Source organism: uncultured Granulicatella sp. (assembly GCF_963528315.1).
GTDB lineage: Bacteria > Bacillota > Bacilli > Lactobacillales > Aerococcaceae > Granulicatella.
In genome coordinates this window covers 19,056-31,215 of the sequence record NZ_CAURVV010000016.1, presented here as the reverse complement: position 1 = coordinate 31,215, position 12,160 = coordinate 19,056, and the positions used below count along the sequence as shown (strand labels likewise).

General features: G+C 32.5%; 13 protein-coding genes. 11 read left to right on the top strand and 2 right to left on the bottom strand.

Annotation, left to right across the window (positions count from 1 at the left end):
* The first annotated feature begins 353 nt into the window (after positions 1-353).
* A complete protein-coding gene (locus RYK07_RS08950; RefSeq protein ID WP_396276375.1) occupies positions 354-458 on the top strand; it encodes a putative holin-like toxin in 105 nt (34 codons plus the stop codon).
* 347 nt (positions 459-805) lie between these two features.
* On the opposite strand, the gene RYK07_RS05155 is transcribed toward RYK07_RS08950, so the two are convergent.
* A complete protein-coding gene (locus RYK07_RS05155) occupies positions 806-1,621 on the bottom strand; it encodes a Cof-type HAD-IIB family hydrolase (RefSeq protein WP_314852734.1) in 816 nt (271 codons plus the stop codon).
* 118 nt (positions 1,622-1,739) lie between these two features.
* Between RYK07_RS05155 and RYK07_RS05150 the strand changes: the two genes are divergently transcribed.
* Together RYK07_RS05150 and RYK07_RS05145 are read left to right on the top strand one after the other, a co-directional pair.
* Complete coding sequence (locus RYK07_RS05150) at positions 1,740-2,501, top strand: alpha/beta fold hydrolase (protein WP_314852733.1); 762 nt, start codon at positions 1,740-1,742, stop codon at positions 2,499-2,501.
* A gap of 4 nt (positions 2,502-2,505) precedes the next feature.
* A complete protein-coding gene (locus RYK07_RS05145) occupies positions 2,506-2,823 on the top strand; it encodes a metal-sulfur cluster assembly factor (RefSeq protein WP_314112156.1) in 318 nt (105 codons plus the stop codon).
* A gap of 58 nt (positions 2,824-2,881) precedes the next feature.
* Here the strand turns inward: RYK07_RS05145 and RYK07_RS05140 are convergent, their stop codons facing one another.
* Complete coding sequence (locus RYK07_RS05140) at positions 2,882-3,187, bottom strand: dTDP-glucose 4,6-dehydratase (RefSeq protein ID WP_314852732.1); 306 nt, start codon at positions 3,185-3,187, stop codon at positions 2,882-2,884.
* A 171-nt stretch (positions 3,188-3,358) separates the two neighbouring features.
* On the opposite strand from RYK07_RS05140, the gene RYK07_RS05135 reads away from it, so the two are divergent.
* The 8 genes from RYK07_RS05135 (at position 3,359) to RYK07_RS05100 (ending at position 12,128) form a co-directional block, all read left to right on the top strand.
* Positions 3,359-4,693, top strand: coding sequence for an MATE family efflux transporter (locus tag RYK07_RS05135; RefSeq protein WP_314852730.1), 1,335 nt, complete (start codon positions 3,359-3,361; stop codon positions 4,691-4,693).
* Between the two features lie 17 nt (positions 4,694-4,710).
* Positions 4,711-6,378 carry a formate--tetrahydrofolate ligase gene (locus RYK07_RS05130; protein WP_314852729.1) on the top strand — a complete coding sequence of 556 codons (1,668 nt, stop codon included), beginning with the start codon at positions 4,711-4,713 and terminating at the stop codon, positions 6,376-6,378.
* A gap of 18 nt (positions 6,379-6,396) precedes the next feature.
* Positions 6,397-8,286 carry an ABC-F family ATP-binding cassette domain-containing protein gene (locus RYK07_RS05125; RefSeq protein WP_314852728.1) on the top strand — a complete coding sequence of 630 codons (1,890 nt, stop codon included), beginning with the start codon at positions 6,397-6,399 and terminating at the stop codon, positions 8,284-8,286.
* A gap of 18 nt (positions 8,287-8,304) precedes the next feature.
* A complete protein-coding gene (locus tag RYK07_RS05120) occupies positions 8,305-9,249 on the top strand; it encodes a thymidylate synthase (protein ID WP_314852726.1) in 945 nt (314 codons plus the stop codon).
* An 18-nt stretch (positions 9,250-9,267) separates the two neighbouring features.
* Complete coding sequence (locus tag RYK07_RS05115) at positions 9,268-9,762, top strand: dihydrofolate reductase (RefSeq protein WP_314852725.1); 495 nt, start codon at positions 9,268-9,270, stop codon at positions 9,760-9,762.
* Positions 9,759-10,415: a uracil-DNA glycosylase gene (locus tag RYK07_RS05110; RefSeq protein ID WP_314852723.1), complete on the top strand. Its 657-nt coding sequence runs from the start codon at positions 9,759-9,761 to the stop codon at positions 10,413-10,415. The genes RYK07_RS05115 and RYK07_RS05110 overlap by 4 nt, the downstream gene beginning before the upstream one ends.
* A gap of 12 nt (positions 10,416-10,427) precedes the next feature.
* Entirely contained in the window at positions 10,428-11,402 is a 975-nt protein-coding gene (locus tag RYK07_RS05105) for a DNA/RNA non-specific endonuclease (RefSeq protein ID WP_314852722.1), read from the top strand.
* Between the two features lie 240 nt (positions 11,403-11,642).
* Entirely contained in the window at positions 11,643-12,128 is a 486-nt protein-coding gene (locus RYK07_RS05100) for a hypothetical protein (protein ID WP_314852720.1), read from the top strand.
* The last annotated feature ends 32 nt before the right edge of the window (positions 12,129-12,160 follow it).

Below are 12,160 nucleotides of genomic sequence, written 5' to 3'. Positions count from 1 at the left end.
AAAAAAACACCCCAAAAGTTAGATTTTTTATGTCTAACTTTTGGGGTGCAGTACACATGATGGATTTTTTTACTATAGCTACAAAGAAAATTTTTCTTTTTGAATTTTATAAGAGATAAGCGTAATTTCTTAACTGTTATGATATAAAAACGTAAAAGTATACGATTCGGTAATAACACTAATAAAGAGGAAACTAAATTATAAATCGAAGGATTAAAAATAGAGCCATTCCATTTTAGAAATGTTTATGGTACAGTATATGCGTAGAAAGTTTGAAAGCGGTGGCAATCTCTTAATTAGGTAGGTGATGCTTATGAGCATTGGATTAAATCTACTAGAAAGGAGGTTGCGATTTGTCAAGTTATGAACTAATGACATTGATATGTGCATTTGCCATGGTACTATTGGCATTGTTATCATTAATTGTCAAAATCATAGAAATAATGACAAAAAAATAACACCGCTCACAACTTTGACGAGTTGAGTGATGTTATTTTAGTCACTTAATTAGCCACCGTCTTTTTAACGGTCTACCAGAGAGTCGAGTTCCCGCTCGGCTCTTTTTGTATCTAAAGTATAACAGAATATAAAAAATATGCAAATAATTCTATCTGCATATTTCTTTTAGTTTGACAAATCCTATCGGCGAATCAGTTTGAGGCTCGAAATTTCTTTATGGTGCAATTAAAAATTTAAAAAGAAAAAATTTTCTTCGTAGCCATGAGACGCGCTATGCGAGGCTGCTGGCGGCCTAGCTTACAAAGGGGATTTTTTTCTTTTTGAATTTTGTAAGAGATAGATTCATTTACGCTTCCAATTTAAAATAATTCATCAAGTAGTGAGCTAATCCATCTTGATCATGTGGTAATGGGGTAATATCATCAGCAATTGCTTTTAGGCTATCAATGGCATTATTCATCGCAACACCGTGCCCAGCAAATTCAATCATTTCTAAGTCATTATCTTCATCACCAAAAGCTAAAACATCTTCCGTTGGAATTCCATAATATCGAGATAAATGTTGGATTCCAGTAGACTTATCAATACCATAAGTTACAATCTCTAGGCAAGGCATATCGCCTCCCCAAGTACGCACATCAATCGTGTGTCCATAACGTTGCTTAATTTTTTCTTTAATGAAAGGTTGTTTTTCAATACTAGAAAAAACGGTAATAGCTGTTGGCTTTTCTAGTAATTGCGTATCTTTTTGTAATAAGATAGGTTGTTGATCTTTTGGATAGTAAGGTGAATCAGGAATATTTTCAATGGTAGCATATAAATGATGCTTTCCTTCAACCATGAAATAATCACATTCTAATTCTTTATGAAAATCTAACATGTCAAAAACGATTTCTTCATCTAATGTTACGTGAAATTCTCCTTGCCAATTTTCGTCATTTGGAATATGGCATAGGGCACCATTGAAGTTTACTAGCGGTCCACCTAATCCTAATTCTTCATATAAATGTTTTGAGCTTCGATAAGGACGCCCAGTTACAATGGCGATTTTATGTCCAAGTTCTGTTAAACGATGTAAAGTTTGAATCGTAATGGGATTAAATTCTGATTGGGCATTTAATGTTGTTCCATCTAAATCTAATGCAATTAATTTTGGTTTCATTATTTCCTCCTATAGTAATCTATATAATCGATTTGATTGACGACAACTTGTCAATTTAGTTACAATAACCTTATAAGTATACCATATTTTTAAGAAAATATGAAAGAAGAGGTTAGCTATGATTATTATTCAAGAAAAAAACATTGAGCAAATTCCAATTTTAGAAATTTTTCAAGAAGAAAATAAAGATAAAATGATCCCAACAGTTGTTTGTTATCACGGTTGGACTGGAAGTAAGGAAAATTGTATTCACTACGGAGCAATGCTTGCGAAAAATGGCATGCGAGCAATTTTACCAGATCAGCTATATCATGGAGAACGAAAAACATCTGAATTAAATGGTTTTGAATTATGGGAAATTATTGGGCAAAATGTTAAAGAATTTCCAACATTAGTGGGTGCATATCAAAAAGAAAACTTAGTTGAAAATAAAATCGGAGCAATTGGTTTCAGTATGGGTGGAATGACAACTTATGCGTTATTGAAACATTTTCCATTTTTATACGCTGCTGTTAGTTTAATGGGAAATGCAGATCCAGTTGAATTTGCAAAATGGTCGATTACTTCTGCTTGGATGAAAGACAAACCAGCAGTAGAATTAACTCCTGATTTAATGGATAAATATATTCCAATGTTACAAAGTTTATCATTAGCAGATAATCCTGAAACAATTGCAGGTCGTCCAGTATTAATTTGGCATGGACTAGAAGATAAAAAAGTTCCATATGCATTAAACCGTGCATTTTACGAAAAGATTAAAGATGAACCGTATGCGGGTCGTGTGAAATGGATTGAAACACCAGATGTGCCACACTTTGTTACGTTTAAAGCCATTGAAGCATCTGTAGAATTTTTAAAAGAATCATTAGTAGAGGAGTAATCGTATGAGTGAAACACCAGAATCAATGAAGGAAAAAATTTTAGAAGCGTTAGAAACAGTGATTGACCCTGAATTAGGAATTGATATTGTTAATTTAGGATTAATTTATGGAGTAGAGCTAAATGAAGAAGGACATTGCCAAGTGAATTTAACACTAACAACAATGGGATGTCCATTAGCTGATATAATTACAGATGAAATTCATCGTGCATTAAAAGGAATAGAAGAAATTAAAACAATCGATGTTAAATTAGTATGGTACCCAGCTTGGTCACCGGAAAAAATGTCTCGTTACGCAAGAATCGCATTAGGAATTCGATAATGAAATAAAAAAGAAGGCTTAAAATCATGAATGGATTTTAAACCTTTTATATTGTAATTTAATCTTCACCCGGTCTCATTGGTCGTTTATATTTACTTTTTTTTTCTTGACGGATGACTGTTTGAGGACTCTTTCTTCCAGAGTTATACGTTTTAAAAATTTCTTGCATTCGTTGATCATCAAATAATTCAAGATTTTTGTCGACAAAATGTAGGGCATCTTGCTGCCAATCTGAATGATAATAATTAAATAATTCTGCAACAGCCATTCTTTTGTCTGTAGCACTTCCTTGGAAGTTTGGATCTGTTATTTCTGCTAAATATTGTTGCATTTTTGCAATTTTTTCTTTATCAAATTCAACCATAAATCTTCGCCTCTTTTCGTTTGTATTGTAACATAATTTGTAGGTCTAAAAAAGAAAAATTTATCGTTACCATGAGAGAATCCTATCATTTTTCCAAGGGTATGACTGTCAAAATTTTGTATATTTTAGTATACTATATAATTGAGTATGTATGTAGAAAAGAGGAGTAAAATGGCGAAGGATATGACATCTGGAAATCCGATGAAATTAATTTCTCGGTTTACCTTACCATTATTAATTGGGAATGTTTTTCAACAATTTTATAATATGGCTGATACTTATTTCGTTGGTAGATATATTGGCGTACAAGCACTTGCAGCAGTTGGATCAACAGGAAGTATTGTTTTCTTTATTATAGGCTTTGCCATTAGTATGACAGCTGGATTAGCGATTCCTCTTGCCCAAAAGTTTGGGGCTAAAGATATGCAAGGAGTAAAAAGAAGTTTCTTTGTTTCTATTTTAATATCTGTAGGAGCAACGATATTATTAACGATATTCAGTATGCTATTTTGTCGTCAAATATTAGAAATAATGCAAACTCCTCCAGAAATAATTGATTATGCTTATGAATATTTAATGGTAATTTTTGCTGGAATTTTTGCTCAAATTGCTTTTAACTTATTATCGAATATTATTCGAGCCATTGGTGATGCGAATACACCTCTATATTTTTTAGCTCTCTCTTGTATTTTAAATATATTATTAGATTACGTATTTATTGTTCATTTTAATATGGGTGTTGGAGGTTCTGGATTTGCAACTGTAGTCAGTCAATTATTCTCTGCCATTTGCTGTTATATGTATATTAAAAAGAAAATTCCAATTTTACATATAAAAAAAGAGTCACTTTATTTTACAAAAGATTTTTTATTCCACCATATGAATATCTCGTTTCCAATGGGATTTCAATCTTCTATTATTGCGATTGGAACCATTACGGTGCAAATTGTATTAAATCGTTTAGGACATGAAGCGGTGGCTGGCTATACAGCTGCACAAAAGATTGACCAATTAGGAATCTTACCTATGATGTCATTTGGAATTACAATGGCGACTTATTCAGCTCAAAATTATGGAGCAAAATTATATGATCGCATTTGGAAAGGTGTTAGAGATTGTATTAAACTTTCTCTTACATTTAGTTTTTGCGTAGGATTTATATTAATTCTATTTAGTCCATATTTTATGAGAATGTTTGTAGGTGTGGGACATGAATCGGTAGTGGAATATGGTAGACTTTATATTTTAGCTAATTCTTCATCCTATGGTATTTTGTCATTATTATTTATTTATCGTTATACATTACAAGGTGTAGGAAAAACTGTGATTCCAACAATTGCAGGAATTATGGAGTTAATGATGCGAGTTTTTGCTGCATTAGTGTTAACCAAAATTTTTGGCTATATTGGATTAACAACTGCTAATCCTTTAGCGTGGTTTGGTTCCTTAGTTCCATTAGCCATTACTTATTATGCATTTAAAAGAAAATATAAACGTTATAGTTAGTTCAAGGAGGGGTATGAATGAAATCAGATATTCAAATTGCTCAAGAAGCTGTTATGAAACCAATTCGTGAAATTGCTTCAAGCATTGGCTTAAATGATGAACAAATCGAGTTTTATGGGAAATATAAAGCAAAAATTGATGTTAATCGAATTTCTAAAGAGAAAAAAGGCAAATTAGTATTAGTGACAGCTATGAGTCCAACTCCTGCTGGAGAAGGAAAATCAACCGTTACGATAGGATTAGCGGATGCTTTTACAAAATTAGGTAAAAAATCTATTATTGCGCTTCGGGAGCCTTCATTAGGACCTGTAATGGGCATTAAAGGAGGAGCTTGCGGTGGAGGATATGCGCAAGTTGTTCCAATGGAAGAAATTAATTTACATTTTACCGGAGATATGCATGCATTAACTTGTGCTACTAATGCACTAGCAGCATTCATCGATAATCATATTTATCAGGGAAATGAATTACAAATTGATAGTAGAAGAATTATTTGGAAAAGAGCAGTGGACTTAAATGATCGATCTTTGCGACAAGTCATTGTAGGATTAGGAGGTCCGATTCAAGGAGTTCCACGTGAAGATGGATTTGATATTACGGTTGCTAGTGAAATGATGGCGATTTTATGTTTGGCGACAGATTTAAATAACTTAAAACAACGATTAGAAAATATTGTTATTGGGTACACTTTTGAAAAAGTTCCCGTTACGGTGAAAGATTTAAATGTTCAAGGAGCTTTAACATTATTATTAAAAGATGCGTTAAAACCGAATTTAGTTCAAACATTAGAACATACGCCTGCAATTGTTCATGGTGGGCCGTTTGCCAATATTGCACATGGATGTAATAGTGTGATAGCGACCAATGCAGCTCTAGCACTTGGAGAAATTGTTGTAACAGAAGCTGGATTTGGAGCTGATTTAGGAGCTCAGAAATTTTTAGATATTAAAGTTCCTCAATTACAAAAAGCACCTGATGTAGTTGTCATTGTGGCTACGATTCGTTCGCTTAAAATGCATGGAGGAGTTTCCCTTTCTGGATTAACAGAAGGAGAAAATTTAGAAGCTTTAGAAAAAGGCTTTGCTAATTTAGAAAAACATATTGAAAATATGACACAACATTATGGATTACCAGCTGTTGTTGCGTTAAATGAATTTGTAACAGATACCCGACAAGAAAAGGAATTAGTACAAACTCTTTGTCAGAAAAAAGGGATTTCTTGTATCTCTACTTCTGTATGGGAAAATGGTGGAAATGGTGGAGTAGCATTAGCAAAAGAAGTGTTACACTTATTCGAAAATACAACACCCCAATTTCATTCAGTCTGTGAAGAAAACAGTTCGATTGAAGAACAAATAGAGGAGATTGCAACTAAAATATATGGAGCAAGTTCTGTTCAATATACAAAAGAAGCGAAATTACAATTAAAACAGTTAGAGAAAAATGGTTGGAATCATTTGCCAGTTTGTATTGCTAAGACGCAATATTCTTTCTCAGATGACGCGACTTTATTAGGCAAACCAACTGGATTTGAATTAACAGTTCGCTCACTCGTTCCTAAATTAGGAGCAGGTTTTGTTGTAGCTTTAACGGGCAATATATTAACGATGCCAGGATTGCCAAAGAAACCAGCTGCATTAGAGATGGATGTATTAGAAGACGGTAGAGCAATCGGTTTATTTTAATCATAAAAGGAGAATATTATGAAAGATTTTCGTGTTGATCATTTGAAAAAAACATATGGTGCTAAAACATTATTAGCAGATGTTTCGTTCATTATTAATGAAGGAGAACATGTCGGATTAATTGGTCAAAATGGTACAGGAAAAAGCTCTCTATTAAATATTTTAGCCGGAATAGATGAAGCAGAGAGTGGTACGATTACTTGTTCAAATGATTTTAGAATTGGGTATCTTTCACAAAATTCTTCTTTAAATCCAGAACATACGGTATTTGAAGCTATTTATCAATCAGATAATCCATTATTGAGATTAGTTCATGATTATGAATGGAGTGTCGAACAATTACAACAGCATCCACAAGATGAAAAATATTTAAAACAATTTGAAGCATTGGAACAAAAAATGAACCAAGTGGATGGCTGGCAATATGAAGTGAAAATTAAATCCATTTTACAGCACGTGGGAATTGAAGATATTCATCAACAAATTTCTACATTATCTGGTGGACAAAAGAAACGAGTAGGTCTCGCCAAAGTTTTAATGGAAGAGCCGGATTTATTATTATTAGATGAGCCGACAAACCATTTAGATATGCAAGCCATTCAATGTTTAGAACAATATTTAGCTTCGTACAAAGGTTCTTTATTATTAGTCACCCATGATCGTTATTTCTTAGAACGTGTTGTAGACCACATGTTTGAATTAACTCAAGGGAGAATTGAAGCGTATGATGGAAATTATCAATCCTATTTAGAACAAAAATCTCAACGAGAACAAATTGCTCAAAAAATGTCTCATAAACAGCAACGTTTATATCAACAAGAATTACAATGGATGAGACAAGGAGCTAAGGCTAGAACAACGAAACAACAAGCTAGAATTCAACGATTTGAACAATTAGAAAAAGAAGTCAAACAAACAGATTCTAAAGAATCTCTAGCCATTAGTTTTGATCAAACAAGAATTGGAAAACGAGTATTTCAATTAAAAGATGTCAGCTTACAAATTGGAGATAAGTCAATTGTTCGCTCATTAGAGTGGATTATTCAAAGCCAAGCCAGAATTGGAATTGTTGGAGAAAATGGAGTCGGAAAATCTACATTCCTGAATGCTCTTGCTGGTTTGTATCCATTTAGTGAGGGAGAAATGACTGTTGGAGATACGGTTCGCTTAGCTTACTATAAACAACAAGATGAAGATATTCCAATGGATAAGCAATTAGTGCAATATTTAAGAGAATATGCCGAAGAAGTAAGACAAAAAAATGGTGAAGTAGCTTCGATTACAGAATTACTAGAAACATTTTTATTTCCTCGCTATATGCATGGAGCATTAATTGGAACATTATCAGGTGGAGAAAGAAGAAGATTATATTTATTACGTCTATTAATGACAAAACCAAATGTTTTATTACTTGACGAACCGACGAATGATTTAGATATTTATACATTAACCGTTTTAGAAGATTATTTAGAAGAATTTAATGGTGCAGTCATCGTAGTTTCTCACGACCGTTATTTTTTAGATAAAACAATGGATCAATTATTTGTCATTAAAGGACAAGGAAATACAGAATTGTATTATGGCTCTATGAGTGATTTTCTAGAAAAACAAGGGGATTTAACAGTAGAAGAAACTAAAACAGTAGAAGTTCCAAAAGTGACAGAAACCCCAAAAGCTTCCATACCAGAAAAAGCTAAAAAGATGACATATCATGAGAAAAAAGAATGGGAAGAAATTGAAGGGAAAATCGCTGGATTAGAAGCATCCATTGAAGAAATTCAAGAAGCAATGAATCAACAAGCACAAGACTTTGCTAAATTACAAGAATTACAAACACAATTAGAAACATTAGAACTAGAATTAGCTAATTCCTACGAACGATGGGAATATTTAGCTGAGTTAGTTTAACAGTAGGGAGCTCATCAGATGAAACAATATTTAGAATTATTAGAAAAAATTAAACAAGAAGGAATCGAAAAATCAGACCGTACTGGTACAGGGACAAAAAGTATTTTTGGATATCAAATGCGATTTGATTTATCAAAGGGATTTCCAATTTTAACAACTAAAAGAGTTCCATTTGGACTCATTAAAAGTGAATTATTATGGTTTATTAAAGGAGATACAAATATTCGTTATTTATTACAACATAATAATCATATTTGGGATGAGTGGGCTTTTAAACGCTATGTAGAGTCAGCTGATTATACTGGAGAAGATATGACAGATTTTGGTCGTAGAAGTTTACAAGATTCAGTTTTTAAAGAAGTCTATGAAAAAGAATTAGAAACATTTTGCCAAAGAATTTTAAATGAGGATGACTTTGCTGCAAAATATGGAGAATTAGGAAATATTTATGGTTCACAGTGGAGACATTGGAAAACAAGTCAAGGTGAAACGATTGACCAATTAGCGCAAGTAATTGAAATGTTAAAAACTTCTCCTGATTCAAGAAGATTATTAGTATCAGCATGGAATCCAGAAGATGTTCCAAGTATGGCTTTACCTCCATGTCACACAATGTTCCAATTTTATGTGGCAGATGGCAAGTTGAGCTGTCAATTATATCAACGTAGTGCAGATGTCTTTTTAGGTGTGCCATTTAATATTGCAAGTTATGCATTATTGACGCATTTAATTGCTAACGAAGTTGGATTAGAAGTTGGAGAGTTTGTTCATACATTAGGTGATGCGCATTTGTATTTAAATCATTTAGAACAAGTGGATCTTCAATTAAGTCGTGAAACGTATGAGTTACCACAATTAGTGTTAAAACATCCTGAAAAATCATTATATGATTTAGAAGTTGCAGACGTTGTATTAGAAGGATATGAATGTCATCCAACGATTAAAGCACCGATTGCTGTTTAATCTAAAGGAGGAAATTGCATGTTAATTTATATTTGGGCACAAGATGAAAATGGTGTGATTGGTAAAGAAGGAATTTTACCGTGGCATTTACCAAATGATTTGAAATTTTTCAAAGAAGTAACATTAGATCAAACGATTGTAATGGGGCGCAATACATTTGAAGGGATGGGAAAGAGATTATTACCAAGAAGACATAGTATTGTTGTTTCCAATATTGAGGATTATGATGCTAATGGAGCAGAAGTGATTACGGATGTTGAAATGTTAATCGAAGATGCCAAACATGAAGATATATACATTATTGGTGGAGCTGTATTATTTGATTCTTTAAAACATCAAGTGAATACACTTTATTGCACAAAAATTCATGAACAATTTGATGGTGATACTTATTTTCCACAAGATTTTCCATGGGAAAAATTTGTAAAAGTCAAAAGTATGGATGGAACAGTGGATGAAAAAAATATTTATCCACATACCTTTGAAATTTATCAAAAAATAGAGGATGAATGATGACGACTTGGAATGAAATTTTAGCAGATGAAATGCAAAAAGACTATTATCAGGAGTTACAAGCCTTTGTTCAAAAAAGAAGAGCAGAAGTTAGAGTATTTCCAGAAGAAAAGAATGTTTTTAATGCGCTAGAACTTACGCCATTTGAATCCGTGAAAGTCGTCATTTTAGGGCAAGATCCTTATCATGGATTTGGTCAAGCGCATGGATTAAGCTTTTCTGTTCAAAAAGGAACTCCACTTCCTCCATCCCTAAAAAATATTTATAAAGAATTACAAGAAGATATTGGAGGAGAATTTCCAACAGAAGGAGATTTATCTCATTGGGCAAAACAAGGAGTATTATTGTTAAATACCGTTTTAACAGTAGAAGAAGGAAATGCAAATAGTCATAAAGGAAAAGGCTGGGAAAGATTAACGAATCGATTGATTGAGTCTTTAAATGAATTGAATCATCCAGTTATTTTTATTCTTTGGGGTAAACCAGCTCAGGATAAGGAAAAACTAATTATAAATCCGAATCATGTTATTTTAAAAGCTCCGCATCCAAGTCCTTTATCGGCTTATCGAGGTTTCTTTGGAAGTAAACCATTTAGTAGAGTAAATGACATCTTAATCCAACAAGGACAAACACCAATTCGTTGGACGGAATAAAAGGAGAATGATATGAAAAATCGTTTTTTTAAACTCTTTCTTTTATGGATGACCTCTTTAACATTCGCTGCTTGTTCGGCGAATACTCAAAAAGGAGTCCAAGAAGAAACAACAACGACAACCGTTCAGATTGATAAATCTCATAATTTACCAGAATCTCTTTTACCCTTTAAAAGAGAAAAACAAATGGTATTAGGAGAATTAGATACGTATAAGCGTTCAACTCAAGCTCATATCCAATTACGATATGATGATAAACCAACAGAAGAAAGAGACAGTAGAATTAATGTTGATCCAGTAGGATGGCATAACTTTAAGTTTCCAGTTGATTATACAGGGAAAGAAGCTTGGTTCATGAATCGTGGTCATTTAGTTGGTTATCAATTTAGTGGATTAAATGATGAACTTAGAAACTTAACACCTATGACAGCTTATTTAAATACAGGAAGTATGACAGGTACAGATGAAAAAAATCCTGCAGGAATGTTATTTTATGAAGAAAAACTAGCTGCATGGTTAAAACAAAATAAAAATGCATGGCTAGATTACCGAGTAACTCCTCTTTATACAGATTCAGAATTAATTCCACGCCAAGTAGAATTACAATATGCTGGAATATCTGCCAATGGAAGATTGATTCCAATTCAATTGAATAGTTCACTTGAAGAAGTGAATGAAGATGGAACAACTCGAGTCATTTTAAATAATGGTGCACCAAATGGAACACTTGATTATCAAACAGGTTTAGCTGAACCAACTATTACAAGTGAGGCTCAAGAAACGACTCAGAGTGAATCTCAAGTAACAACTAAAAGTACAGCAAAAAGAAAAAATGACCGTACAATTTATGTAGCAAATGAAGGAAAAGCAACGGTATATTGGTATAACAAGAAAAATATGCCAGCAAAAACAAATCAAGCCAAAGTAGTTGAAATGAGTGAATCCCAAGCAAAAGCACAAGGAAAGACTCATGCAGGAAAAGAATAATAGAAATATACTATCTAGTATTAGAAAAGAAAACAGAAATTTTGTAAAAGTAGATTTTATGATTAAATTTATTTAAGAACATATATGAAATAATTTAAAAGAAAAAGATGACTTTTGTCGTCTTTTTTCTTTTAAACTAAGAATGTTAATTTTTGAACATAAAAGCCTTTACATTTAGATAATATTGGATTATTATTATACTAATTATGGGGAATTAGGGTGAAAAAGGAGAATTATACTGTGAAAAAATTAGCTACTAAAGTAAAAGGACATGGGTATTTAAAAAAGACTAAACTAGGACTAGTCAGTGGAATTATATTAGCATCTTCTTTGTTTGTTAGTCTAGGAAGTAACACATTTGTATTAGCTGAAGAAACTAATACAAATTCGACAGAAAATGTTGCTCCTAAAGAAAATAATGAAACAAAAGATAAATTTGTTCGAGAAGAAACAGTTTCTGTTAAGGAAGCTGAATTGAAAGCTAAAGTAGAGGAAGTAAAAAAATCTGGAGTTACTGTTGAAGAAAAGCCAGGTGAATCAGTTGGAGTAGCAAAAACAGAAACTGAAGAAGCTACATTAAAGAAAAATGCAGAAACAAAAGTAGATGAACAAATTAAAGCTCTAGAAGAAGCTAAAAAAGAAGAAAAAGCAAGAAAAGCAAAAGCAAAAAAAGTTGAAGAATTAAAAGAATATTTTATAGAAAATAAACAAAAAAAGATTATTTAATTACTCACTTAATTTCAAGAGATGCAGAGATA

Excerpts from the sequence above, each read along its gene's own strand:
- RYK07_RS05155 (WP_314852734.1), bottom strand. The coding sequence starts at position 1,621 with ATGAAACCAAAATTAATTGCATTAGATTTAGATGGAACAACATTAAAT.
- RYK07_RS05150 (WP_314852733.1), top strand. The coding sequence starts at position 1,740 with ATGATTATTATTCAAGAAAAAAACATTGAGCAAATTCCAATTTTAGAA.
- RYK07_RS05145 (WP_314112156.1), top strand. The coding sequence starts at position 2,506 with ATGAGTGAAACACCAGAATCAATGAAGGAAAAAATTTTAGAAGCGTTA.
- RYK07_RS05140 (WP_314852732.1), bottom strand. The coding sequence starts at position 3,187 with ATGGTTGAATTTGATAAAGAAAAAATTGCAAAAATGCAACAATATTTA.
- RYK07_RS05135 (WP_314852730.1), top strand. The coding sequence starts at position 3,359 with ATGGCGAAGGATATGACATCTGGAAATCCGATGAAATTAATTTCTCGG.
- RYK07_RS05130 (WP_314852729.1), top strand. The coding sequence starts at position 4,711 with ATGAAATCAGATATTCAAATTGCTCAAGAAGCTGTTATGAAACCAATT.
- RYK07_RS05125 (WP_314852728.1), top strand. The coding sequence starts at position 6,397 with ATGAAAGATTTTCGTGTTGATCATTTGAAAAAAACATATGGTGCTAAA.
- RYK07_RS05120 (WP_314852726.1), top strand. The coding sequence starts at position 8,305 with ATGAAACAATATTTAGAATTATTAGAAAAAATTAAACAAGAAGGAATC.
- RYK07_RS05115 (WP_314852725.1), top strand. The coding sequence starts at position 9,268 with ATGTTAATTTATATTTGGGCACAAGATGAAAATGGTGTGATTGGTAAA.
- RYK07_RS05110 (WP_314852723.1), top strand. The coding sequence starts at position 9,759 with ATGATGACGACTTGGAATGAAATTTTAGCAGATGAAATGCAAAAAGAC.
- RYK07_RS05105 (WP_314852722.1), top strand. The coding sequence starts at position 10,428 with ATGAAAAATCGTTTTTTTAAACTCTTTCTTTTATGGATGACCTCTTTA.